Source organism: Pseudomonas sp. NFPP24 (assembly GCF_900112095.1).
GTDB lineage: Bacteria > Pseudomonadota > Gammaproteobacteria > Pseudomonadales > Pseudomonadaceae > Aquipseudomonas > Aquipseudomonas extremorientalis.
On record NZ_FOKD01000003.1, the window covers coordinates 299,098 to 324,591 of the forward strand.

Consider the following 25,494-nt stretch of genomic DNA (forward strand, 5'->3'; position numbering starts at 1 on the left):
CGGCGCTTGATAGCGCCGTTTTTTATTTGCTTTCCGCCAACACCTTCAGTGCCTGAGCCGCCGCCCGCTCCTGCCCGGCCTGTGCCGTCGCGCCAGCCGCATCCCGCCAGCGCTGCGCGTCGACGTTGGCTGGCAGTTGGCTCGGGCGCTGGGTGAGGATTGCCCAGTTCCCGGCACTTTTCCATTTTGACTCGAAGTCGCCGAAGCTCATCAACAGGCGCCGATCCATGCCTGAGCGCAGCAGCACCGTGCTTTTCTGCTGATTGAACCCCACCACTACCACGTAGTGCGCGTCGGACCACAACCCGCCACCAATCCGCGCCATCACCGGATAACCCGCCGCCACCTGTGCCAGCACCGCCGTCAGCTTCGCATCCAGCGGATACACCATCAGCCCGTACTCACGCGCCAGTACCTGCATGTTGCGTTCAAGGTCCGCTTCACCGCCCGGCAGATGCAATGGCTTATCCAGCAACCCCGGTGTCATGACAATGCCTTGTTGCGACAGCATGCTGGCTAACGATGTAGGACCGCTCTGATAAGCCTCGCTGCGAAAGGTCGGCACACCATTGAGTTCGACTCGCTCCGGCAGGCCCGCCAGCCTCGACGGTGCGGAGGAACAGGCCGCGAGGCCCAGGGCACAAGCAATTAACAAGGATGTTTTCAGGTTCGACCGTAACCGCAATTTTCTACTCTCTTGATCGACTGCCAGTAAGGGCCCTGATCATAGCCCAATCGCGATTGTGCAGGGGGCGTGGATATAGCAAAGAAGTTGGTCGCACTCGACCATTGGTCAATAGCAGGCAACCGCCGGGTAGCTAGACTGTCCATTGAGAAGACTGTGTGTGCCCCCTGCGGGGCGAAAGGAGGCCCGAATGAGCCTTGCAACGACGATTTTCCTGTTGATCTGCGGTTGGCTGGCGGTAGCCGGCGCCATGCTGTGGGGGGTGTTGCGCATTACCCGCCGGCACCATCACCCCCACGTCAAACCGACGGCACCCGTCAAGCCTCACAAGGCCGCGGTGCATCACGCCTAGCCCGGCATGCAATTGAAGTCCTGAGTGGCCGCAACTTCCTTGCCGTGCCCGTCCATCAAGGACGCACGCACGGTAGTACCCAGGCTGGATTCGACCAGGGTGTAGTGCTCACCCGCCTTGAAATGCTTGTACTCGACACGCCCCTGGCAGTCTTGCTGATTGTCGTCGCCGGGTTCTTCCTCGAACAGCGTCACATCCAGGCGATGATCGCCTGGTGGCACTTCAAAAAAGCGTCCGTCATCCACGCGCTTGCCGTCTACCCGCTCGGCCATCAGGTCATTCGGCGCTTCTTCTTTCAGACCGATCCACGCTTCGCTCGGGTCAGCCTTGGGGATCGGGCCGGCACATGCCGACAACAACAGCACAGCACCAAGGGCAGGAATCAACAATAAAGGTTTGAGTAACATGGCAGGGCTCCAAAGAAAGACAATGTGTCCGATGGGTTGCAAGCTTGAGGAGCTGCCCTTTGTAGAACAAATGAATACATATGAAACGATCTTCAGCCCTAACCTAAATGTTCCTTCACCTGGCTGAAAGGTGCGTGTTAGGTGGGTCGCGTGAGACTGCCGGGGTTTGCAATCCTGCTCCTTCCGGAGGTTTCACGCATGCTCGGGCTGGTAAAGACCGCACTGCAAAAGCCATACACCTTTATTGTGTTGGCCATCTTCATCTGCATCATCGGGCCAATGGCGGCCCTGCGTACCCCTACTGATGTTTTCCCGGATATCGGCATCCCCGTGGTCGCCGTGGTCTGGCAGTACAACGGCCTGTCACCGGACGCCATGGCCGGCCGGGTGATCTACACCTACGAACGCTCCCTGAGCACCACCGTCAACGACATCGAACATATCGAATCGCAATCGCTGCCCGGCATGGGCATCGTCAAGATTTTCTTCCAGCCCGGCGTGGATATCCGCACCGCCAATGCCCAAGTGACGGCGGTTTCACAAACCGTGCTCAAGCAAATGCCACCCGGCATCACGCCGCCGCTGATCCTCAACTACAGCGCCTCCACGGTGCCGATCCTGCAAATGGCGTTCTCCAGCCCCAGCCTCTCGGAAGCCAAGATCCGCGACCTGGTGCAGAACAACATTCGCTTGCCGCTCAGTTCCCTGCCCGGCCTGGCCATGCCGACACCGATGGGTGGCAAGCAACGCCAGATCACCCTCGACCTCGACCCACAGGCGCTGGCTGCCAAAGGCCTGTCGGCGCAGGACGTGGGTAACGCCCTGGCACTGCAGAACCAGATCATCCCGGTGGGCACCGCCAAACTCGGCCCCGACGAATACACGATCCTGCTCAACAACAGCCCCAAGGCCATCGACGAACTCAACGACCTGCCGATCAAGACCGTCGACGGTGCGCTGATCACGATTGGCCAGGTGGCGCACGTGCGTGACGGCTCGCCACCGCAGACCAATATTGTGCGCGTCGACGGCCACCGCGCCGTGCTGATGCCGGCGCTGAAAAACGGCAGCATTTCCACCCTGTCGATCATCGACGGCATCCGCCAGATGTTGCCGCGCATCAACGAAACCCTGCCGCCATCGCTGAAGACCTCGCTGCTCGGCGACGCATCGGTGTTCGTCAAGCAATCGGTGGGCAGCGTGGCCCAGGAAGGCATCATTGCCGCGCTGCTGACCAGTGCGATGATCCTGCTGTTCCTCGGCAGCTGGCGCTCGACGCTGATCATTGCCGCGTCGATTCCCCTCGCCGTGCTCTCGGCCATCGCGTTGCTGGCGGCCAGCGGGCAAACCCTCAACGTGATGACGTTGGGCGGGCTGGCGCTGGCCGTGGGTATCCTGGTGGACGACGCCACGGTGACCATCGAAAACATCAACTGGCATCTGGAGCAAGGCAAGGCGGTGAAGACCGCGATCCTCGACGGTGCCGCGCAAATTGTCGGCCCGGCGTTCGTCTCGCTGCTGTGCATCTGCATCGTGTTCGTGCCGATGTTCCTGCTGCAAGGCATCGCCGGTTACCTGTTCCGGCCGATGGCCCTGGCGGTGATCTTTGCCATGGCCAGTTCGTTCATCCTCTCGCGGACGCTGGTGCCGACCCTGGCGATGTTCCTGCTCAAGCCGCACACCCCGGAGCCAGGCGCCGGGCATCACCCGGAAGATGAATTCATCAACCACCACGAGGGTGAACAGCACCCGAAACCGCGCAATCGCGTGCTGCAATCAGTGCTGAATTTCCAGCAGGGCTTCGAGCGTCACTTCTCGAATATCCGCGACACCTACCACGGCTTGCTGACCTTGGCGCTGGGCAATCGCAAGCGTTTTATCGTCGGCTTCCTGGTCTGTGTGCTGGCGTCGTTCCTGCTGCTGCCGAGCCTGGGCCAGGATTTTTTCCCGGCCACCGACGCCGGCGCCCTGGCCCTGCACGTACGCTTGCCACTGGGCACACGTATCGAAGAAAGCGCTGCGGCCTTCGACCGCATCGAAGCGCGGATCCGCGAAGTCATCCCCGCCGAAGAGTTGGACACCATCGTCGACAACATCGGCATTCCGCTCAGCGGCATCGACATGGCCTACAGCAGCAGCGGCACCATCGGTCCGCAGGATGGCGATATACAGGTCACCCTGAAAAAGGACCATGCGCCCACCGCCGATTACGTGAAAAAACTGCGTGAAGCCCTGCCGCAAAGTTTCCCCGGCAGCCAGTTTGCGTTCCTGCCGGCGGACATCAGCAGCCAGATTCTCAACTTCGGCGCCCCGGCTCCGCTGGACGTGAAGATCTCCGGGCGCAGTGATGAAGAAAACCGCGCCTATGCAGTGGAGCTTGAGCGACGCCTGCGAAACGTACCGGGCATCGCCGACCTGCGTATCCAGCAATCCACCGGCTACCCGTCGCTGCAGGTGAACGTCGACCGCCTGCGCGCCAATGGCCTGGGTATCACCGAGCGCGACGTGACCAACAGCATGGTGGCGTCCCTCGCCGGCAGTTCCCAGGTGGCGCCGACCTTCTGGCTCAACCCGGCCAACGGTGTGTCCTATTCCATCGTCGCGGCCACCCCGCAATACCGCCTCGACAGCCTGCCCTCGCTGGAAGCCCTGCCGGTGACCGGTGCTAACGGCCAGTCGCAGATCCTCGGCGGTGTAGCCACCATCTCCCGCGTGCAGAGCCCGGCGGTGGTGACCCACTACAACATCGAGCCGACCCTGGACCTGTATGCCAACGTGCAAGGCCGCGACCTCGGCGGCGTGGCCCGTGACGTGCAGAAAGTGCTGGATGACACCGCCGCCATGCGCCCCAAAGGCGCGGTGATCAGCCTGCATGGGCAGATCGATGCACTGCATGAAGCGTTCAGCGGCTTGAGTTTTGGCCTGCTCGGTGCGGTGGTGCTGATCTACCTGCTGATCGTGGTCAACTTCCAATCATGGGTCGACCCATTCGTGATCATCACCGCCTTGCCGGCGGCGCTGGCGGGGATCGTGTGGATGCTGTTCCTCAGCGGCACGTCCTTGTCGGTGCCGGCACTGACCGGCGCGATCCTGTGCATGGGCGTCGCCACCGCCAACTCGATCCTGGTGGTGAGTTTCTGCCGCGAACGCCTGGCCGAACATGGCGATGCATTGAAGGCGGCGCTGGAAGCCGGCTACACGCGTTTTCGTCCGGTGTGCATGACCGCCCTGGCGATGATCATCGGCATGTTGCCCCTGGCGATGTCCGAAGAACAGAACGCCCCGCTCGGCCGCGCGGTGATCGGTGGCCTGATCCTCGCCACCACCGCCACCCTGTTGTTTGTACCCGTGGTCTTCAGCCTGGTCCACGGTCGTCACCCTAATCGTGCTACAGCTGGAGAAACGTCTCATGTCGTCTGATCACAAACCCTCGCGCAAGCGTCTGATGCTCATGGGTGTCGGCGGCCTGACCCTGGCCGCCCTGTTGGTCGCCAACGGCCTGCACGCCCGTACCTTGCACGAACAGTCGGTCACGGCCTGGACCGAGACCGCCGCCATCCCGCAGGTGATGGTGTTCCAACCGCAGCAGAATGCGGCCGGCGATACCCTGCGCCTGCCCGCGCACCTGGAAGCCTGGAGCAAGGCACCGATCCATGCGCGGGTCAGCGGCTACCTCAAGGACTGGAAAGCCGACATCGGGACGCGGGTCGAAGCCGGGCAAATCCTTGCCGAGATCGACAGCCCCGACCTCGACCAACAACTGGCGCAGACCCACGCACGCCTGGTGCAGGAACAGGCCAACGCACGCCTGGCCGCCACCACCGCCACGCGCTGGCAGAACTTGCTGGCGAGCCACTCGGTGTCGCGCCAGGAAGCCGATGAGAAAACTTCCAATGCCGCCGCCGCCAAAGCCAACGCCGAGGCCGCCGCTGCCGACTACGCCAGGCTGATCGCACTGGAAAGCTACAAGACTATCCGCGCGCCGTTCGCCGGCACCATCACCGCACGTAATACCGATATCGGCCAGTTGATCAAGGCCGACACCGACAGCGACCCGGAGCTGTTCAACATCGCCGACACACACCAACTGCGCCTGTATGTACCGGTGCCGCAGAACTACGCCGCGGTCATCCACCCCGGCCTTGAAGCCGAGCTGACGGTACCCGAGCATCCTGGCGAGCACTTCAAGGCGCGCCTGATCGGCGACTCCACTGCCATCGACCGGCGCTCCGGCACCCTGCTCGCGCAGTTCGTGGCCGACAACCCCAACGGCGAGCTGCTGCCCGGCGATTACGCCGAAGCGACCCTGCCGATCCCGGCGGACACCCATGGCGTGAGCATCCCGGCCAGCGCGTTGATCTTCCGCGCCCAGGGCACGCAAGTGGCGGTACTGGATGCGCAGAATCATGTGCACTTGCAAGACATCCATATCGGCCTCGACCTCGGTGAACGCCTGGTCATCGACCAGGGCCTGAAACCCGCCGACCGCGTGGTCGACAACCCGCCCGACGCCCTGCGCGAAGGCGACCCGGTGCAACTGGCCGACGCCGCTGGAGGTACGCATGCGCCCAAGGCTTAAGCCCCTCGTTGCACTGATGCTGCTGGCGTTACAGGGTTGCTCGATGGCGCCCACCTACAAGGTGCCGCCGATTGACCTGCCTGCGCACTACCGCGAACAGACCAGCGACGGTCCCTGGCACAGCGCGCAACCGTCCGACCAATTGGCACCCGAATGGTGGAAGCTCTACCACGATCCGCGCCTGAACGACCTGCAACAGCAACTGCTCAAGGCCAACCCGGACCTGGCGGCGGCACTGGCGCACTTCGATGCGTCCCAGGCGTACGCCAGCCAACTGCATGCCGGGCTGTTCCCGCAGATCACCGCCAGCGCACAGCCGTTGCGCCAGCGCCAATCGGATTCACGGCCGCTACGCGGGACCACGCAGCCGTCGGTGTACAACAGCAATAGCGCAGGGTTTTCGTTGAGTTACGACCTGGACCTGTGGGGCAAAATCCGCAACCAGGTGGCGGCGGGTGACGCCCAGGCGCAAGCGTCGGGTGACGACCTGGCGGTGGCGCGCCTGAGCTTGCAACATCAACTGGCGAGCCTGTATGTGCAGCTCAATGGGCTGGATGCACAGGCGCGGATTCTCAAGCGTTCGCTGGATGATTTCAGCCAGGCCCTGCAACTGACCCGCAGCCGGTATGAGGGTCAGATCGCCTCGGAGCTGGACCTGACGCGTGCACAGAATCAACTGGCCGAAGCCAAGGCGCAGTTGGATGAAGTCCGTGGGCAACGCAACCTGACCGAGCATGCCATCGGTGAACTGGTGGGCGTGGCGGCCAGCCAGTTCACCGTGCCGCCGAGCCCGCAATTGATTGCACTGCCGGGCATTCCATCGCAGCTGCCAAGCCATCTCCTGCAACGTCGGCCGGATATTGCAGCGGCGGAACGGCGGGTGTTTGCCGCCAACGCCAACATCGGCGTAGCGAAGGCAGCGTGGTATCCGGATTTCAGCCTGACCGGGTTGATTGGCGGGCAGACGCAGGGCGTCGGCAACCTGCTGTCCGCCGGTAATCGCTACTGGGCGCTGGGGCCGCTGGTGAACCTGCCGATCTTTGACGGGGGCCGCCTGAGCGCCAACGAGCGCCAGGCCAAAGCCGAATTCGAAGAGGCATCGGCGCACTACCGCAGCCAGGTGCTGAAGGCCGTGCGCGAGGTGGAAGACAATCTGGCGCAACTACGGGATTTGCAACAGGAGGCGCAGGACGAGCAAGCAGCGACGGATGCGGCGCAGCATACCCAAGCGCTGGCGATGAACAGCTACCAGGCGGGGGCCGTGAGTTATCTGGATGTGGTGACGGCGCAGACGGCAGCGTTACAGGCGCAGCGCACGTTGCAGGCGGTGCAGACGCGGCAGTTGCAGGCGAGTGTGGGGTTGGTGACGGCGCTTGGCGGTGGCTGGCAGCCGGGTGCTTGATAAGGTGGGTCAGTCACATAACTGTCAACTGACTACCGCAATCGGGGGCAAGCCCCCTTCCACCCTGCTCCTGTGCCAGACACACAATGTATGAACGCCGCAGAACCAATGTGGGAGGGGGCTTGCCCCCGATGGCGTTCTTCCAGACACATCCTGCCAAAGGCCGGCCAATCAGCCTTTTACACACCGATCTAGCCTCTCTGAACACACCTTGAGAGGGCCAGGGAATGGCAGATTTACCCGCTTCACATCGGCTGCGCATCGGACGCTTCAGCGAACCCAACCGCATCTACCTCATCACCACCAACACCCACGAACGCCTACCGATATTCAGCGACTTCCACCTCGGTCGACTGGTGGTCTGGCAGTTTCGCCTGGCTCAGTACCGAGGGCTCGCAAACTCGCTGGCGTGGGTGATCATGCCTGACCACTTTCATTGGCTTATTGAGTTGAAAAAAGGCTCGTTGGCGGACCTGATGCGGCAGGTGAAATCCAAGAGCACGCGGTCCGTCAACGGCCTAAGCGGACGCAAGGGAAGACTCTGGCAGGAAAGCTTCCACGACCGGGCACTGCGCAAGGAAGATGACTTGGTGAAAATGGCCAGGTATGTGGTGGCTAACCCATTGAGGGCAGGGTTGGTAGAGAAGATTGGCGACTACCCGTTGTGGGATGCAATCTGGATATGAAGCCGAACACACACTCATTGTGGGAGGGGGATTGCCCCTCCCACATTTTTACCGCATTTCAGGCGGCCAGCTTGCCGCTGGCGATAGCGGCTGACGCTGCAACCATCGCGCGCAACAACACCGCACATCCCGCCGCCAGGTCATCCGGTGCGGCATTCTCGATTTCGTTGTGGCTGATGCCGCCCTCGCACGGCACGAAAATCATCCCCGCCGGGCCCAGTTCGGCGACGAAAATTGCGTCGTGCCCTGCCCCGCTGACGATATCCATGTTCGACAAGCCCAGGCCATTGGCGGCATTGCGCACCGCGTCTACGCAGCCCTGATCGAAATACAGCGGTGGGAAGTCAGCGGTGGGCTCCATCTCGAAACTGAGCCCATGCTTGGTGCAGGTGTCCTCAATGACCTTGCGCACCTCACTGATCATCGAGTCCAGGCGCGCCGGCTCCAGGTGACGAAAATCCAGGGTCATGCGCACTTCACCGGGAATGACGTTGCGCGATCCCGGATAAGCCTGCAGGCAACCTACCGTCCCACATGCATGAGGTTGGTGCCCCAATGCGGCAGCATTCACCGCCGCCACCACCGCCGCCGCGCCCACCAGGGCATCCTTGCGCAGGTGCATCGGCGTCGGCCCCGCATGCGCCTCGACGCCGCGCAGTTTCAGGTCGAACCACTTCTGCCCCAAGGCGCCGAGCACCACGCCAATCGTCTTCTTCTCGTCCTCAAGGATCGGCCCTTGTTCGATATGCGCCTCGAAATACGCTCCCACCTTGTGCCCGCTGACCGGCCGCGAGCCCGCATAGCCAATCGCATTCAGCGCATCGCCCACACTGACGCCATCCACGTCGACCTTGGCCAAGGTATCGGCCAGGGTGAATTTCTCGGCAAACACCCCCGAGCCCATCATGCAGGGCGGGAAGCGCGAACCTTCTTCGTTGGTCCACACTACCACTTCCAACGGAGCCTCGGTCTCCAACTTGAGGTCATTGAGCGTCCGCAGCACTTCCACCCCTGCCAGCACGCCAAAGCAACCGTCAAACTTGCCGCCGGTGGGCTGGGTGTCGATATGGCTGCCGGTCATCACCGGCGGCAGGTCAGGGTTGCGTCCGGGGCGGCGGGCGAAGATATTGCCGATGCCGTCGACGGTCACGGTGCAGCCGGCGTCTTCGCACCACTGCACGAACAGATCGCGGGCCTTGCGGTCGAGGTCGGTGAGGGCCAGGCGACACACACCCCCCTTGGGCGTGGCGCCGAGCCTGGCCAGGTCCATCAGCGATTGCCACAGGCGGTCGCGGTTGATGTGCTGATGGGTGGATTGCAGAACGTCCAGGGCAGCGTTCATGGGGATCTCCTCAGGCTACATTTCTTCTTATGGATTGACGGTGACCGGCGTGGCCCCGCGCTTGGCATTCAGGCCGTAATACAACAACCCACCCAGCGCCGAACCGGTAAACCAGCCATAGCTGTAGAACCAGCTGAACGCATCGCTGCCCAACGACAGCAAGGTCAGCACCACCGGCACGCCGAAGGCGATGAAACCGCTCCAGTTCCATGCCGGGTACACGTCATCGCGATACAGGCCGGCCAGGTCCAATTGCTGTTTGCGGGTGATGAAATAGTCCACCACCATGATCCCGGCGATCGGCCCCAGCAGGCTGGAATAGCCGAGCAACCAGTTGGAGTAGACGGTCTCCAGGCTCACCTCGGAAACGATCAGGCCGAGTTTCTTCAGCAGCTCATGGGCCATCAACGCCAGCCCGACCAGCCCGGTGAGGATCACCGCCGTGGTGCGGTTGATCAGCTTGGGCGCGATGTTCTGGAAGTCATTGGTGGGCGAGACAATGTTCGCGGCGGTGTTGGTGGACAAGGTGGCGACGATGATCAGCGCCATGGCCACGGCCACCCACACCGGGCTCTGGATATGCCCGATCAGTGTCACCGGATCGGACACGCTCACGCCCACCAGTTTCACCGAAGCGGCGGTCATGATCACGCCGAGGGCGGCGAACAGGAACATGGTCAGCGGCAGGCCGAAAATCTGCCCGAGAATCTGGTCCTTCTGGCTTTTGGCGTAGCGGCTGAAATCGGGAATGTTCAGTGACAAGGTGGCCCAGAACCCTACCATCGCGGTGAGCCCGGCCATGAAGTAACCGGTCAGGCTCGCACCCTCGGGACGCTTGGGCGGGATCGCCATCAATTCGCTGATCGACACGTTGGGCATCGCCCACACCAGCAGGCCGATGCCCACCGCCACCAGCAACGGTGCCGACAAGGTTTCCAGGCGCTTGATCGATTCGGCGCCACGCAGCACCACCCACAGGTTCAGGCACCAGAAAATCATGAAACCGATCACCTCGCCGGTGCCGCCAAGGGACTTCCACCCCTCGAAGATCGAGCCCAGGAACAGGTGGATCGCCAACCCGCCAAACATCGTCTGGATACCGAACCATCCGCACGCCACCAGTGCCCGAATCAGACACGGCACGTTCGAACCAAGGATGCCAAATGACGACCGCAACAACACCGGAAACGGTATGCCGTACTTGGTGCCCGCAAAGGCGTTGAGGGTCAGCGGAATCAGCACCACGATGTTCGCGAGCAGGATCGCCATCAGCGCCTCGCCCACCGACAGCCCGAAGTACGCAGTGAGCACGCCACCCAGCGTATACGTGGGCACGCAGATCGACATACCGACCCACAGCGCGGTGATGTGCCACTTGTTCCAGGTGCGTTCGTGCACCTTGGTCGGTGCCATGTCGTGGTTGTAGCGAGGGCTGTCGAGGACGTCGGGGCCGGCGTCGAGTTCGTACAGGCCGTTGCGTTCAATGACTTGCGATCTGTTCTGTTGCATGGCCGCTCCACGGTTTTTTCGAATTATTGTTGCGCGCCTGCAGTTGGGTGCAGGCGGCCGGAGTACCTCGTAAACAACATGACATCACGGGCCCGGCCAGCCGCCTCTGCACTCAATAACCGTGCCGACAAGCGTTACCGCACCCTCACCGCTTATATAACGTGCTGATGTTTATCAGCTTTCCGATTGCGCCTTCGGTACTTGCCGCCTTACTCAGGCTAAATAGTGCGGAAGTTGCCCGAACCATCAGGACTCAATCTGGTGCAACACAATTATTTTTATTTCCCCTACCCGTCAAGAGGCATGTCTCAAGCGTCTGATTTGCAATAGGAAATGTTGCTCAATTCAAGAACCTGTCAAGTGCGTCAAAATGGTGAGAGGTCGCTACATTTTGGTGATTATTGATTTTTATCCTTAAAAATCAATAGTTTGAAAACGATATATGCTTATAAAAAATCTTCTTGCCCAATCGAAAAACTCGGGCTAGTTTCTATTCCTGTCACCGATGACAGGAATTAACCGACCATCGGCAAGCAGCAATACAACACTTAGAACTGGCACAAGCCGGTCAAGCCTGTGAGGAACTCGACATGTCGCTGTTGATCCGTGGCGCCACCGTTATTACCCATGATGAAAGTTACCGCACCGATGTATTGTGCGCAGGCGGTCTGATCCGGGCTATTGGTACGAACCTGGATATTCCCGCCAGCACTGAAATACTCGATGGCAGCGGCCAATACCTGATGCCCGGCGGCATCGACCCCCACACCCATATGCAATTGCCCTTCATGGGCACCGTGGCCAGTGAAGACTTTTTCAGCGGTACGGCGGCGGGCCTGGCGGGAGGCACCACGTCGATCATCGACTTCGTCATTCCCAACCCACAGCAATCCTTGCTGGAAGCCTTTCACCAATGGCGCGGCTGGGCGGAAAAGTCCGCCTCCGATTACGGCTTCCATGTGGCGATCACCTGGTGGAGCGAGCAGGTGCGCGAGGAAATGGCCGAGCTGGTCAGCCACCACGGCATCAACAGCTTCAAGCACTTCATGGCCTACAAGAACGCGATCATGGCGGCGGACGACACCCTGGTCGCCAGCTTCGAGCGCTGCCTGGAGCTGGGCGCAGTGCCCACCGTGCATGCGGAAAACGGCGAGCTGGTGTATCACCTGCAACGCAAGCTGATGGCCCAGGGCATCACCGGGCCGGAAGCGCACCCGCTGTCGCGTCCGTCGCAGGTGGAAGGCGAAGCGGCCAGCCGGGCGATCCGCATCGCCGAGACCCTCGGCACGCCGTTGTACCTGGTGCATGTGTCCACCAAAGAAGCGCTGGACGAAATCACCTACGCCCGTGCCAAAGGCCAGCCGGTCTACGGTGAAGTCCTCGCCGGGCACCTGTTGCTCGACGACAGCGTCTACCAACACCCCGACTGGCAGACCGCTGCCGGCTACGTGATGAGCCCGCCGTTCCGACCCCGCGGGCACCAGGACGCGCTTTGGCACGGCCTGCAATCGGGCAACCTGCACACCACCGCCACCGACCACTGCTGCTTCTGCGCCGAGCAAAAAGCCGCCGGGCGCGACGACTTCAGCAAGATCCCCAATGGCACCGCCGGTATCGAAGACCGCATGGCGCTGTTGTGGGATGAAGGCGTGAACACCGGGCGCCTGTCGATGCAGGAGTTCGTGGCGCTGACCTCCACCAACACTGCGAAGATCTTCAACCTCTACCCGCGCAAAGGTGCAATTCGCGTGGGTGCGGATGCCGATCTGGTGCTGTGGGACCCACAGGGCACGCGGACCATTTCCGCCAAGACCCATCACCAGCAGGTCGACTTCAACATCTTCGAAGGCAAGACCGTGCGCGGTGTGCCCAGCCATACCATCAGCCAGGGCAAGCTGGTCTGGGCCGATGGCGATCTGCGCGCCGAGCGCGGGGCCGGGCGTTATGTGGAGCGGCCGGCGTATCCGCCGGTGTTCGAGCAGTTGAGCAAGCGGGCTGAGCATTCCAGGCCAGTGGCTGTGAAGCGCTGAGACCGCTATCGGGGGCAAGCCCCCTCCCACATTGACCCCATTCCAACAGGATCAACGCGGTCAAGTGTGGGAGGGGGCTTGCTCCCGATGAGGCCAGTGCAAGCAACAAAAAAACCAATGCCCATCAGAGGCAGCACCTCAATAACCGTGAGGCCAACACCGTGATCCAGTCCCTGACCCATCTCCCCCATCCCGTTGAGGATGGACCGACACTCGCCAGCCATTTCACCGACCTGGCACCGCCCCTCAACTCCCGCCAGGCCCAACTGGAAGCCTCGCGCTGCCTGTATTGCTACGACGCGCCCTGCGTGAACGCGTGCCCCAGCGAAATCGATATCCCGTCGTTCATCCGCAACATCCACACCGAAAACGTGCAAGGCGCGGCGCAGAAGATTCTCTCGGCCAATATCCTCGGCGGCAGTTGCGCGCGGGTGTGCCCCACCGAAATCCTGTGCCAGCAAGCCTGCGTGCGTAACAACGCCGAAGAATGCGCTCCGGTGCTGATCGGCCTGTTGCAACGCTACGCCATCGACAACGCGCACTTCAGCGAACACCCCTTCCACCGCGCCGCGCCTACCGGCAAACGGATTGCCGTGGTCGGTGCCGGGCCTGCCGGTCTGTCTTGCGCCCATCGCAGTGCCATGCACGGTCACGACGTGGTGATTTTCGAAGCCCGGGAAAAAGCCGGCGGCCTGAATGAATACGGGATCGCCAAGTACAAACTGGTGGATGACTTTGCGCAGAAGGAGCTGGATTTCCTCTTGCAGATCGGCGGTATCGAGATTCGCCACGGCCAGCGCCTGGGGGACAACCTGACGTTGAGCGACCTGCACCAGCACTTCGATGCGGTGTTCCTCGGCCTCGGCCTTGCCGCCAGCAAACAGCTCGGCTTGCCGAATGAGGACGCGCCCGGCCTGCTCGCCGCCACCGACTACATCCGCGAACTACGCCAGGCCGACGACCTCACCCAACTGCCCCTGGCCGATCGCTGCATCGTGCTTGGCGCCGGCAACACCGCCGTCGACATGGCCGTGCAAATGGCCCGCCTCGGCGCCCGCGATGTGAACCTGGTGTACCGTCGCGGCCTGGCGGACATGGGCGCCACCCACCACGAACAGGATATCGCCAAGGCCAATCAGGTACGCCTGCTGACGTGGGCCCAGCCGGAGGAAGTGCTGCTGGACGAGCAGGGCCACGTGCGTGGCATGCGCTTCCTGCGCACGCGTATGGAAAACGGCCGTCTGCACCCCACCGGTGAAACCTTCGAACTGGCCGCCGACGCAATCTTCAAAGCTATCGGCCAGGGTTTCGATAACGAGGCCCTGCACGACCCGTTGGCCGAGCAACTGCACCGGGTCGGCGAGCGTATTTTCGTCGACGAACAGCTGCGCACCAGCATTCCCGGGGTGTACGCCGGCGGCGATTGCGTCAGCCTCGGCCAGGACCTCACCGTGCAGGCGGTGCAACACGGCAAGCTGGCCGCCGAAGCCATGCACGCCCAACTCATGCTGACTGTGGAGGCTGCGTAATGGCCGATCTCTCGATAGTGTTCGCCGGTATCAAGGCCCCCAACCCATTCTGGCTGGCCTCCGCGCCGCCCACCGACAAAGCCTACAACGTGGTCCGCGCCTTCGAAGCCGGATGGGGCGGCGTGGTATGGAAAACCCTGGGCGAAGACCCGGCGGCGGTCAACGTGTCGTCACGCTACTCGGCGCACTACGGCGCCAACCGGGAAGTGCTGGGCATCAACAATATCGAGCTGATCACCGACCGCTCGCTGGAGATCAACCTGCGGGAAATCACCCAGGTGAAAAAGGACTGGCCCGACCGTGCACTCATCGTGTCGCTGATGGTGCCGTGCGTCGAAGAGTCCTGGAAAAACATCCTGCCGCTGGTTGAAGCCACGGGTTGCGACGGCATCGAGCTGAACTTCGGCTGCCCCCACGGCATGCCCGAACGCGGCATGGGCGCGGCGGTGGGCCAGGTGCCGGAGTACGTGGAACAGGTGACGCGCTGGTGCAAGACGTACTGCTCGCTGCCAGTGATCGTCAAGCTCACCCCGAACATCACCGATATCCGCGTGGCGGCACGGGCGGCGTACCGCGGCGGTGCGGATGCGGTGTCACTGATCAACACCATCAACTCCATCACCAGTGTGGACCTGGAGCGCATGGTTGCCCTGCCTGTAGTCGGCACCCAAAGCACCCACGGCGGTTACTGCGGTTCAGCGGTGAAGCCGATTGCGCTGAACATGGTCGCCGAAATCGCCCGCGACCCGCAGACCCAAGGCCTGCCGATCTGCGGCATTGGCGGCATCGGCAACTGGCGCGATGCGGCGGAGTTCGTCGCCCTGGGCTGCGGCGCGGTGCAGGTGTGCACGGCGGCAATGCTGCATGGGTTTCGCATTGTGGAGGAAATGAAGGACGGGCTGTCGCGCTGGATGGACAGCCAGGGTTACACCAGCCTGCAGGCGTTCTCCGGGCGAGCGGTGGGCAACACCACGGATTGGAAGTACCTGGATATCAACTACCAGGTGATCGCCAGGATCGATCAGGCCGCCTGCATTGGCTGCGGGCGTTGCCATATCGCCTGCGAAGACACCTCGCACCAGGCCATTGCCAGCCTGAAACAGGCGGATGGCACACATAAATATGAGGTGATCGACGATGAGTGCGTGGGCTGCAACCTATGCCAGATCACCTGTCCGGTGGCCGATTGCATCGAGATGGTACCGATAGACACCGGCAAGCCGTTTTTGAATTGGACGCAGGATCCGAGGAATCCCTACCGGGAGGCTGTGTAGGCCTTTAGACCGGCATCGGGGGCAAGCCCCCTCCCACATTCGACCGCATTCTTTCAGGTGAAATGCAGTCAGGTGTGGGAGGGGGCTTGCCCCCGATGAGGCCCTCAGCCCCAACAAAGATCAAGGCTCCAACCCAATCCCCCGCAAAATCACACTGGTCACCGTCTGGATCGCCTTCTCGAACTGCATATCCGACAACGGCTGGTGATCATTCAAGATTTTCACCTGGTGATCAAAGTCCGCATAGTGCTGGGTCGAGGCCCAGATCATGTACAGCAGGCTCGATGGCTCCACCGGCAAGATGCGTTTGTCCTCCACCCATTGGCGAATTTTCGCTTCCTTCATCTTGGCCCAGTCGTACAGGCTTTCATCCAGCGCCTCACCCAAGGTCGGCGCGCCGTGGATGATTTCGTTGGCCCAGACTTTCGAACCATACGGTCGCGTGCGCGAGCGCTGCATCTTGGCGCGGATGTAGCTGCTGAGCACCACCCGGGGGTCATCGAAGGTCTCGAAGCTCAGGGCGTCCTGCTTCCACACTTCCAGCAGGTCGAACAGCACGGCGCTGTAGAGCTCGCTCTTGGTGGTGAAGTAGTAATGCAGGTTGGAGCGCGGCAGTTGCACTTCTTCAGCGATGTCGGCCATGGCGGTGCTGCCGTAGCCTTTTTCGGCGAAGATTTTCTCCGCGGCCAGCAGGATTTTTTCGACGTTGACCCGACGAATTCCGATCTTGTGATTGCCCATAAGGGCTCCCTGACAACAACTTGGCTTAAAGACTACCATCGGCTCTAGATCGGGGCGACAGGCCATAGCGAAACTTCTGACGCGAACCTTTCCCCCGGAAATCGGATTGGTTAGGATCGCGGTCCCCATGAAGGATCATTGCAATGACTATTCGACCTCGTGTGGCCACCGACGACACCGTGCTGGGAGCACTGTGGGAACGCTCGGTGCGCGCCACCCATGACTTCCTCCCCGAGGATGACATTCAACGTTTGCTGCCCCTGGTACGCGACACCTACCTGCCGATGCCTGCCCTGGAAGTGTGGGTGTATGAAGATCAACAAGGCATCGCCGGTTTTATCGGTACCGGCGGGAACAATGTGGAGATGCTGTTTATCGACCCCGAGCGTCGTGGCCAGGGCATCGGCCGCCAGTTGCTGGACCACGCCCGTGCCCGTCACGACACGCTCACCGTCGATGTAAACGAACAAAACCCACAAGCCGTGGGGTTCTACCTGCACTATGGTTTTATCCAGGTCGCGCGCTCGCCGCTGGATGGCGAAGGCAAGCCCTTTCCCTTGCTGCACATGGCTCTACCGACTCCCTGACCCCGAAGGTATTGAACAATGTTGATCAAGAAAAGCCTCACCACCCTCGCCCTGCTCGCTTCCTTGCTCGGCGCCTCGGCAGCGTTTGCCCATGCCCACCTCAAGGGTGCGGAGCCAGCGGCCGACAGCAGCGTCGCTGCGCCCAAGGACCTGCGCCTGACCTTCAGCGAAGGCGTCGAAGCCACCTTCACCAAGGTGTCCCTGAGCAAGGACGGCACCGAAGTCGCGATCAAGGGCCTGGAAACGCCGGACGCCGACAAGAAAGTGCTGGTGGTCACCCCGGCCGCCCCGTTGGCCGCCGGTACCTACAAAGTGGTGTGGAACGCGGTCTCGGTCGACACCCACAAGAGCAACGGCGAATACAGCTTCAAGGTCGGCCAGTAACCCATGGCTACCCTGCTGGTGCTGTGCCGTTTCCTGCATTTCAGCGTCGTGTTGTTGATGTTCGGGGCCTGCGCATTCAGGCCCTGGCTGCTCGGCGCTGCACCGCAACCGGCGCTGGACCGGCAACTTGAGCGGATCACCCGGGGGTTGGCCTGGCTGGGGCTGGGCTCCGGTCTCGCCTGGCTGTTGCTGATCACCGCGAGCATGGCCGGCCGCTGGGACGCGGCATTGCAGCCGGCCACCGTACAGCTGGTGCTGGGCAAGACCTTCTTTGGCCAGGTGTGGGTGTGGCATCTGTTGCTGAACCTGCTGCTGGTGATCGTGTTGGTCAAACCATGGCCGATGATGCGCCTGCCAGTGATCGCACTGCTGCTGGCGACACTGGCACCGGTCGGCCATGGCGCCATGCTGGACGGACTCAGCGGCAGGTTGCTGATCCTCAATCAGGTGGTGCACCTGGTGTGTGTCGGTGCCTGGCTCGGCGGGTTGCTGCTGCTGGTGTTGATCCTGCGCCAATCCCCGCCTGTTGCGCTGGAGCCGATCCTGCGACGGTTCAGCGGTGTGGGTTATGGCCTGGTCGCCGGCTTGCTGGTGACTGGCTTGATCAACGTGCGTGTACTCACCGGGCAACTGTGGCCTACACCGTTGTTCAACGGGTTCGCCCTGATCCTGTTGATCAAGGTGCTGCTGGTGCTGGGCATGTTGGCCCTGGCGCTGTTGAACCGGCTGCGTATCGAGCGCTGTGAAGAACGCCTGGGCAGCCTGAAGGCCAGCGTGAAGCTGGAGTGGGTGCTGGGGATTGCCGCCGTCGCCGCCGTTTCCCTCCTGGGCACCTTGCCGCCGATGCTCATGGTTGACTGAAACACACCGTCATCGGGGGCAAGCCCCCTCCTACATTGAACCTCCATACCGGGCAGGTCATCGTATAACTTCTACTTGACAGCGCCTGAAAACCTCGCAAATATCGCACCCAATGTTGTACGACAACGTATAACAAATAATAAAAACAACAAAAGAAAGGGAGCTTCACTGTGAGTTCACTCGCCCGCAATTCCTCCGTCCGCCTGGGTTTTATCGGTCTCGGCAGCCTGGCCTTCACCCTTCCCCTCAACGCCCATGCCGAAGGCTTCGTTGACGACGCCAAAGCCACGCTCAACCTGCGTAACGCCTATTTCAACCGCAACTTCACCAACCCGAGCAACCCTCAGGGCAAGGCCGAAGAGTGGACACAGAACTTCATCCTCGATGCCAAGTCCGGCTACACCACAGGCACGGTGGGCTTCGGTATTGATGTGCTGGGCCTGTATTCGCAAAAGCTCGATGGCGGTAAAGGCACCGGCGGTACGCAGTTGCTGCCGATCCACAGCGATGGCCGCCCGGCCGACAATTTCGGCCGCCTGGGCGTAGCACTGAAAAGCAAATTATCGAAGACTGAATTGAAGGTCGGCGAGTGGATGCCAGTGCTGCCGATCCTGCGCTCCGACGATGGCCGTTCCCTGCCCCAGACCTTCCGTGGCGGCCAGGTCACGTCCAATGAGATCGCCGGCCTGACCCTCTACGGCGGCCAGTTTCGCGGCAACAGCCCGCGCAACGACGCGAGCATGGAAGACATGTTCATGAACGGCAAGGCCGCGTTCACCTCCGACCGTTTCAACTTCGGTGGCGGCGAATACAGCTTCAACGACAAACGCACCCAGGTCGGTGTGTGGTACGCCGAACTCACCGACATCTACCAGCAACAGTATTTCAACCTGACCCACAGCCAACCCGTGGGCGACTGGACCCTGGGCGCCAACCTCGGCTTTTTCACCGGCAAGGAAGATGGCAGCGCGCTGGCCGGCGACCTCGACAACAAGACCGCTTTCGCCCTGCTCTCGGCCAGGTACAACGGCAACACCTTCTATGTAGGCCTGCAAAAACTCACCGGCGACAGCGTGTGGATGCGGGTCAATGGCACCAGTGGCGGCACCCTGGCCAACGACAGCTACAACGCCAGCTACGACAACGCCAAGGAGAAATCCTGGCAGGTGCGCCATGACTTCAACTTCGTGGTGCTCGGCATTCCGGGGCTGACCCTGATGAACCGCTACATCAGCGGCAGCAACGTGCACACCGGGGCGATCACCGATGGCAAGGAATGGGGCCGCGAATCAGAGTTGGCCTACACCGTACAGAGCGGTGCACTCAAGGACTTGAACGTGCGCTGGCGCAACTCGACCATGCGTCGGGACTTCAGCAATAACGAGTTCGACGAGAACCGGCTCTTTATCAGCTACCCGATTTCGCTGCTGTAGGTTTCGGGCCGGCCGGGCGCAGACGTCGAGTCAATGCATATCCCGCATTTGAAACCCCATCGCCTGTATTAGCGTTGACAACCCAGGGAATCCCTAACGATACTTCGATATAGTCATACGACAACCTACAACAACAATGGAACCCTCATGACCACTTCCACAACCACGCCTGTTCCATTCAACCGCCTGCTGCTCACCGGTGCCGCCGGCGGCCTCGGCAAAGTCCTGCGCGAACGCCTGCGCCCCTATGCCAACGTGCTGCGCCTGTCGGACATCGCCAACATGGCGCCGGCCGTCGACGCGTCCGAAGAAGTGCAGACCTGCGACCTTTCCGACAAGCAAGCCGTGCACCACCTGGTGGAAGGCGTCGACGCCATCCTGCACTTCGGCGGCGTCTCGGTTGAGCGTTCGTTCGAAGAAGTGCTCGGCGCCAATATCTGCGGGATTTTCCATATCTACGAAGCCGCCCGCCGCCACGGCGTGAAGCGTGTGATCTTCGCCAGTTCCAACCATGTGATCGGCTTCTACAAGCAGGGTGAACAGCTCGACGCCCACTCGCCGCGCCGCCCGGACAGCTACTACGGCTTGTCCAAGTCCTACGGCGAAGACATGGCCAGTTTCTACTTCGACCGCTATGGCATCGAGACCGTGAGCATCCGCATCGGCTCGTCGTTCCCGGAGCCGCAGAACCGCCGGATGATGCACACCTGGCTGAGTTTCGATGACCTCACACAGTTGCTGGAACGTGCGCTGTACACGCCCAACGTCGGCCATACCGTGGTGTACGGCATGTCGGATAACCTCGACACCTGGTGGGACAACCGCTACGCCGCGCACCTGGGCTTTGCGCCCAAGGACAGCTCGGAAGTGTTCCGCGCCCAGGTCGAGACCCAGCCACCGGTGGCCGCCGATGACCCGGCCAAGGTCTACCAGGGTGGCGCGTTCTGCGCGGCCGGGCCATTCGGGGACTGACCATGACCGCTGAATTGATCGTCGACGCCCGCAACGCCGTGGGCGAATGCCCGGTGTGGGTGCCCGAGGAGAACGCACTGTACTGGGTGGATATTCCCAACGGTGGCCTGCAACGCTGGAGTGCTGCCACCGGCCATCTCGCCGCCTGGAAAGCCCCGCAGATGCTCGCCTGTATCGCCCGCACCAATGCCGGCAACTGGGTCGCGGGAATGGAAACCGGCTTCTTCCAACTGACCCCGCACAACGATGGCAGCCTCGACACCACGCCGTTGGCCGGTGTCGAACACCCCCGCGCCGACATGCGCCTGAACGACGGTCGCTGTGATCGCCAGGGCCGCTTCTGGGCCGGCAGCATGGTGCTGAACATGGGCTTGAATGCGGCCGAGGGCATCCTCTACCGCTACGCTTGCGGCGCCGCGCCCCATGCACAACTGGACGGTTTCATCACCCTAAACGGTCTGGCCTTCAGCCCGGATGGCCGTACGATGTACGCCTCGGACTCGCACCCCTTGGTGCAACAGATCTGGGCCTTCGACTACGACACCGACACCGGTACGCCCTCCAACCGCCGCGTCTTCGTGGACATGCACAACTACCTCGGTCGCCCCGACGGCGCGGCGGTAGACGCCGACGGCTGCTACTGGATCTGCGCCAACGACGCCGGCCTGATCCACCGGTTCACCCCCGACGGCCGCCTCGACCGCTCCCTCACCGTACCGGTGAAGAAACCCACCATGTGCGCCTTCGGCGGCAGTCGCCTGGACACCCTGTTCGTCACCTCGATCCGTGACGACCAGAGTCCCCAGTCGCTGTCCGGCGGCGTGTTCGCCCTCAACCCCGGCGTTGTCGGATTGCCGGAGCCCACGTTCACCCTCTAGCTGCATCGCTGTGCCTTGAATACAACAATAACAAGACAGGAGTGACACCCCATGGACTTCAAACGCACCTTGCTCGCCGCTGCATGCTTGACCCTCGCCAGCGCCGCACACGCCCTGGAAATCAAGTTCGCCGACATCCACCCCGCCGGCTACCCCACCGTCGTCGCCGAAGAAAACATGGGCAAGGCCCTGACCAAGGAAAGCAATGGCGAACTGACCTTCAAGTACTTCCCCGGCGGTGTGCTGGGCTCCGAGAAAGAAGTGGTCGAACAGGCCCAGGTCGGCGCGGTCCAGATGACCCGTGTCAGCCTCGGTATCGTCGGCCCGGTGGTGCCGGACGTGAATGTGTTCAACCTGCCGTTCGTGTTCCGTGACCAGGCGCACATGCGCAAGGTCATCGACGGCGAGATCGGCGATGAGATCCTCGCCAAGATCACCGATTCGGAATTCGGCCTGGTGGCCCTGGCCTGGATGGACGGTGGCACGCGCAACCTCTACACCAAGAAACCGGTGCGCAAGATCGAAGACCTCAAGGGCATGAAGATCCGCGTGCAAGGCAACCCGTTGTTCATCGAGGCCTTCAATGAAATGGGGGCCAACGGCATTGCCATGGACACCGGCGAGATCTTCAGCGCCCTGCAGACCGGGGTGATCGACGGCGCGGAAAACAACCCGCCGACCCTGCTCGAACACAACCACTTCCAGAACGCAAAGTACTACACCCTCACCGAACACCTGATCTTGCCCGAGCCCATCGTGATGTCGAAAATCACCTGGAACAAGCTCACTCCCGCCCAGCAGGACATGGTGAAGAAAGCCGCCAAGGCCGCCCAGGCGGACGAGCGCGTGCTGTGGGACGCCAAGTCCGCCAGCAGTGAAACCAAGCTCAAGGCCGCCGGCGTGGAATTCATCACCGTCGACAAAAAGCCCTTCTATGACGCCACCGCGCCGGTGCGCGCCAAATACGGCGCGGCTTACGCCGATATCATCAAGCGTATCGACGCCGTTCAGTAACGCCCTCCTTCTCTAGCAAGGCCCGGCGCGGTCGGCATCGACGCGCCCGGTTACGGTGAACGCCATGAAGAATTTACTGCTGCGCATCAACGACCGCCTGTACATGACCTGTATCTGGGTCGCCGGCCTTTCGGTACTGGGGGTTGCGCTGATCATCCCCTGGGGCATCTTCGCCCGCTACGTCCTCGGCACCGGCGCCAGTTGGCCGGAACCCACCGCCATCCTGCTGATGCTGATCTTCACCTTCGTCGGCGCCGCCGCCAGTTACCGCGCGGGTGCGCATATGTCGGTGGCGGTGGTGACTGACCGCCTGCCGCCACGCCAACGCCAGATCGCCGGTATCGTCGCGCAACTGTTGATGGCGACGATCTGCCTGTTCATGGCCGTGTGGGGCACCAAGTTGTGCCTGTCCACCTGGAACCAGTTCATGAGCGCCATCCCCACACTGCGCGTGGGCATCACCTATATGCCAATCCCCATCGGCGGGCTGCTGACCCTGGTGTTCGTGCTGGAAAAACTCCTGCTCGGCGACCAGAGCCAGCGGCGCGTGGTGCGGTTCGACCTGGTGGAAGAAAACGAAGGGGCTGCCTGAAATGGATGCATTGATTCTGTTGGGCAGTTTTATCGCCTTGATCCTGCTGGGCATGCCAGTGGCCTACGCCCTGGGGATGTCGGCACTGATCGGCGCGTGGTGGATCGACATCCCGTTCCAGGCCCTGATGATTCAGGTGGCCGGGGGCGTGAACAAGTTTTCGCTGATGGCGATTCCGTTCTTTGTGCTAGCCGGAGCGATCATGGCCGAGGGTGGCATGTCACGTCGGCTGGTGGCGTTTGCCGGGGTGCTGGTGGGCTTTGTGCGCGGCGGCCTGTCCCTCGTCAATATCATGGCCTCGACGTTTTTCGGCGCCATCTCCGGCTCCTCGGTGGCCGATACCGCCTCGGTCGGCTCGGTGCTGATCCCGGAAATGGAACGCCGTGGGTACCCACGGGAATTTGCCACCGCCGTGACCGTCAGCGGTTCGGTGCAGGCGTTGCTGACGCCACCCAGCCATAATTCGGTGCTCTACTCCCTGGCCGCCGGCGGCACCGTGTCCATCGCCTCGCTGTTCATGGCCGGCGTGGTGCCGGGCCTGTTGATGAGCGCCTGCCTGATGGTGCTGTGCCTGATCTTTGCGAAAAAGCGCAACTACCCCAAGGGCGAAGTCATTCCCCTGAAGCAGGCGCTGAAGATCGCCGCCGATGCCCTCTGGGGCCTGATGGCCATGGTGATCATCCTCGGCGGCATCCTCTCGGGCATCTTCACCGCCACCGAATCGGCCGCGATTGCCGTGCTGTGGGCATTCTTCGTGACCATGTTCATCTACCGCGACTACAAATGGCGCGAGCTGCCCAAGCTGATGCACCGCACGGTGCGCACCATTTCCATCGTGATGATCCTGATCGCCTTCGCCGCCAGCTTCGGCTACATCATGACCCTGATGCAGATCCCGGCGAAGATCACCACGGCGTTCCTGACCCTATCGGACAACCGCTACGTGATCCTGATGTGCATCAACATCATGCTGCTGTTGCTCGGCACGGTGATGGACATGGCGCCGCTGATCCTGATCCTCACGCCGATCCTGCTGCCGGTGGTGCTCGGACTGGGCGTCGACCCGGTGCATTTCGGCATGATCATGCTGGTCAACCTCGGCATCGGCCTGATCACCCCACCGGTGGGCGCGGTGTTGTTCGTGGGCGCCGCAGTGGGCAAGGTGAGCATCGAGAAGACCGTGAAAGCGCTGCTGCCGTTCTATGGGGTGCTGTTCCTGATCCTGATGGCGGTAACCTACATTCCGGCGCTGTCGTTGTGGCTGCCAAGCGTGGTGCTGTGATGCTGATCGAACTGGAAGACAACCTGACCCACCTCACCCTGGCCCCGGCCGTGGGCGCAAGCATCGTCAACTGGCGCGTGCGGGCCAGCGGCCAGCCGTTGTTGCGCCACAGCGACCAACAGGCCCTGGATACGGGCCTGCCGGGCAAACTTGGCTGTTACCCGCTGGCACCCTGGTCCAACCGGATCGCCCAAGGCGGGTTCGATAACCCCGACGGCTGGCTGGCGCTCACGCCGAACAGCATGACCGACCCGCTGCCCATTCATGGGTCGGCCTGGCAACAGGCGTGGCAGGTGGTCAGCCAGTCGGCGGACGAAGTGGTGCTGGAACTGCTGTGCGACACACCGTTCGCCTATCGCGCCGAGCAGCGGTTCTGCTTGCGCGGCGGTGAACTGAGCATCACGTTGCGGGTGACCCATCTGGCGGATAACCCCGCGTGGCATGGCTTGGGATTGCATCCCTACCTGCCGCGCACAGCGCAAACGCGGTTGCAGGCCAAGGCCTCGCAGGTGTGGATGAGTGATGCGTCGAAACTGCCCACGGGGTTGGCACCGGTACCCGCCGCCTGGGACTTCCAGACGTTGAAAACCTTGCCGGAAGGCCTGGTGGACAACGGCTTTTGCCAGTGGGACGGGCGTTGCCTGATCGAGCAGCCAGAGTTGGGCTACACGCTGGAATGCCAGGCCACCGGCGCCGACTACTTCCTGCTGTATTGCCCACCGGGGCTGGGGTTCTTCTGCATCGAACCGGTGAGCCATCCGGTGAATGCCCATCACCTGGCCGGACGGCCGGGCCTGAAACTGCTGGAACACAATCAGTCGATACAACTCAACTTCAAGCTCAAATACATACAACATGTGGGAGGGGGCTTGCCCCCGATGGCGGTGAATCAGTAACACAGTGGGTAGCTGACACACCGCTATCGGGGGCAAGCCCCCTCCCACAGTTTTGATGT

General features: G+C 62.0%; 23 protein-coding genes. 18 read left to right on the forward strand and 5 right to left on the reverse strand.

What is annotated here, in order from left to right:
- Nucleotides 1-22: 22 nt before the first annotated feature.
- The gene (locus BM026_RS08245; protein ID WP_093124208.1) at nt 23-685 is read right to left on the reverse strand and encodes a C39 family peptidase; all 663 of its coding nucleotides are present in this window, start codon (nt 683-685) and stop codon (nt 23-25) included.
- A 190-nt stretch (nt 686-875) separates the two neighbouring features.
- Between BM026_RS08245 and BM026_RS29180 the strand changes: the two genes are divergently transcribed.
- Complete coding sequence (locus tag BM026_RS29180; RefSeq protein WP_175507938.1) at nt 876-1,037, forward strand: hypothetical protein; 162 nt, start codon at nt 876-878, stop codon at nt 1,035-1,037.
- Here the strand turns inward: BM026_RS29180 and BM026_RS08250 are convergent.
- A complete protein-coding gene (locus BM026_RS08250) occupies nt 1,034-1,444 on the reverse strand; it encodes a PA0061/PA0062 family lipoprotein (RefSeq protein WP_093528002.1) in 411 nt (136 codons plus the stop codon). The genes BM026_RS29180 and BM026_RS08250 overlap by 4 nt on opposite strands.
- 198 nt (nt 1,445-1,642) lie before the next feature.
- Between BM026_RS08250 and BM026_RS08255 the strand changes: the two genes are divergently transcribed.
- The 4 genes from BM026_RS08255 to BM026_RS08270 all read left to right on the forward strand — a co-directional run bounded on the left by BM026_RS08255 (nt 1,643) and on the right by BM026_RS08270 (nt 8,111).
- Nucleotides 1,643-4,864, forward strand: a complete 3,222-nt coding sequence (locus BM026_RS08255; protein ID WP_093528005.1) for an efflux RND transporter permease subunit — start codon at nt 1,643-1,645, stop codon at nt 4,862-4,864.
- On the forward strand, nt 4,854-6,023 hold the full coding sequence (locus BM026_RS08260; protein WP_093528008.1) for an efflux RND transporter periplasmic adaptor subunit: 1,170 nt from the start codon (nt 4,854-4,856) through the stop codon (nt 6,021-6,023). The genes BM026_RS08255 and BM026_RS08260 overlap by 11 nt, the downstream gene beginning before the upstream one ends.
- Complete coding sequence (locus BM026_RS08265; RefSeq protein WP_093528011.1) at nt 6,007-7,425, forward strand: efflux transporter outer membrane subunit; 1,419 nt, start codon at nt 6,007-6,009, stop codon at nt 7,423-7,425. Before BM026_RS08260 ends, BM026_RS08265 begins: the two co-directional genes overlap by 17 nt.
- A 227-nt stretch (nt 7,426-7,652) precedes the next feature.
- Nucleotides 7,653-8,111 carry an REP-associated tyrosine transposase gene (locus tag BM026_RS08270; RefSeq protein ID WP_093124221.1) on the forward strand — a complete coding sequence of 153 codons (459 nt, stop codon included), beginning with the start codon at nt 7,653-7,655 and terminating at the stop codon, nt 8,109-8,111.
- 58 nt (nt 8,112-8,169) lie between these two features.
- Here BM026_RS08270 and BM026_RS08275 read toward each other — a convergent pair whose 3' ends face one another.
- Complete coding sequence (locus BM026_RS08275; protein WP_093512919.1) at nt 8,170-9,453, reverse strand: Zn-dependent hydrolase; 1,284 nt, start codon at nt 9,451-9,453, stop codon at nt 8,170-8,172.
- 27 nt (nt 9,454-9,480) lie between these two features.
- A complete protein-coding gene (locus BM026_RS08280; protein WP_093512921.1) occupies nt 9,481-10,962 on the reverse strand; it encodes an NCS1 family nucleobase:cation symporter-1 in 1,482 nt (493 codons plus the stop codon).
- A 590-nt stretch (nt 10,963-11,552) separates the two neighbouring features.
- Here BM026_RS08280 and hydA point away from each other — a divergent pair.
- The 3 genes from hydA to preA all read left to right on the forward strand — a co-directional run bounded on the left by hydA (nt 11,553) and on the right by preA (nt 15,795).
- Nucleotides 11,553-12,992, forward strand: a complete 1,440-nt coding sequence (gene hydA / locus BM026_RS08285) for a dihydropyrimidinase (protein ID WP_093528014.1) — start codon at nt 11,553-11,555, stop codon at nt 12,990-12,992.
- A 161-nt stretch (nt 12,993-13,153) separates the two neighbouring features.
- On the forward strand, nt 13,154-14,521 hold the full coding sequence (locus BM026_RS08290; RefSeq protein ID WP_093528017.1) for an NAD(P)-dependent oxidoreductase: 1,368 nt from the start codon (nt 13,154-13,156) through the stop codon (nt 14,519-14,521).
- Nucleotides 14,521-15,795, forward strand: a complete 1,275-nt coding sequence (gene preA, locus BM026_RS08295; protein WP_093124242.1) for an NAD-dependent dihydropyrimidine dehydrogenase subunit PreA — start codon at nt 14,521-14,523, stop codon at nt 15,793-15,795. Before BM026_RS08290 ends, preA begins: the two co-directional genes overlap by 1 nt.
- A 120-nt stretch (nt 15,796-15,915) precedes the next feature.
- On the opposite strand, the gene BM026_RS08300 is transcribed toward preA, so the two are convergent.
- A complete protein-coding gene (locus BM026_RS08300; protein ID WP_025854871.1) occupies nt 15,916-16,536 on the reverse strand; it encodes a TetR/AcrR family transcriptional regulator in 621 nt (206 codons plus the stop codon).
- A 143-nt stretch (nt 16,537-16,679) separates the two neighbouring features.
- On the opposite strand from BM026_RS08300, the gene BM026_RS08305 reads away from it, so the two are divergent.
- From BM026_RS08305 to BM026_RS08350, 10 genes are all read left to right on the forward strand, one after another.
- Complete coding sequence (locus tag BM026_RS08305; protein WP_092244734.1) at nt 16,680-17,123, forward strand: GNAT family N-acetyltransferase; 444 nt, start codon at nt 16,680-16,682, stop codon at nt 17,121-17,123.
- A gap of 18 nt (nt 17,124-17,141) precedes the next feature.
- Complete coding sequence (copC, locus tag BM026_RS08310) at nt 17,142-17,507, forward strand: copper homeostasis periplasmic binding protein CopC (protein WP_093124246.1); 366 nt, start codon at nt 17,142-17,144, stop codon at nt 17,505-17,507.
- A gap of 3 nt (nt 17,508-17,510) precedes the next feature.
- Nucleotides 17,511-18,368: a copper homeostasis membrane protein CopD gene (gene copD, locus BM026_RS08315; RefSeq protein WP_071492060.1), complete on the forward strand. Its 858-nt coding sequence runs from the start codon at nt 17,511-17,513 to the stop codon at nt 18,366-18,368.
- A gap of 170 nt (nt 18,369-18,538) precedes the next feature.
- Nucleotides 18,539-19,801, forward strand: a complete 1,263-nt coding sequence (locus tag BM026_RS08320) for an OprD family porin (RefSeq protein ID WP_093528020.1) — start codon at nt 18,539-18,541, stop codon at nt 19,799-19,801.
- 147 nt (nt 19,802-19,948) lie between these two features.
- A complete protein-coding gene (locus BM026_RS08325; protein WP_093528023.1) occupies nt 19,949-20,773 on the forward strand; it encodes an NAD-dependent epimerase/dehydratase family protein in 825 nt (274 codons plus the stop codon).
- Nucleotides 20,774-20,775: 2 nt separating this feature from the next.
- Nucleotides 20,776-21,651 (forward strand): SMP-30/gluconolactonase/LRE family protein, encoded by an 876-nt coding sequence (locus BM026_RS08330; RefSeq protein WP_093512933.1) that lies wholly within the window; start codon nt 20,776-20,778, stop codon nt 21,649-21,651.
- Between the two features lie 51 nt (nt 21,652-21,702).
- Nucleotides 21,703-22,665 (forward strand): TRAP transporter substrate-binding protein, encoded by a 963-nt coding sequence (locus tag BM026_RS08335; RefSeq protein WP_071492064.1) that lies wholly within the window; start codon nt 21,703-21,705, stop codon nt 22,663-22,665.
- A gap of 64 nt (nt 22,666-22,729) precedes the next feature.
- Nucleotides 22,730-23,257 carry a TRAP transporter small permease gene (locus tag BM026_RS08340; protein ID WP_071492065.1) on the forward strand — a complete coding sequence of 176 codons (528 nt, stop codon included), beginning with the start codon at nt 22,730-22,732 and terminating at the stop codon, nt 23,255-23,257.
- Between the two features lies 1 nt (nt 23,258).
- The gene (locus BM026_RS08345; protein WP_092244716.1) at nt 23,259-24,539 is read left to right on the forward strand and encodes a TRAP transporter large permease; all 1,281 of its coding nucleotides are present in this window, start codon (nt 23,259-23,261) and stop codon (nt 24,537-24,539) included.
- The gene (locus BM026_RS08350) at nt 24,539-25,435 is read left to right on the forward strand and encodes an aldose 1-epimerase (protein WP_093124263.1); all 897 of its coding nucleotides are present in this window, start codon (nt 24,539-24,541) and stop codon (nt 25,433-25,435) included. The genes BM026_RS08345 and BM026_RS08350 overlap by 1 nt, the downstream gene beginning before the upstream one ends.
- Nucleotides 25,436-25,494: the final 59 nt, after the last annotated feature.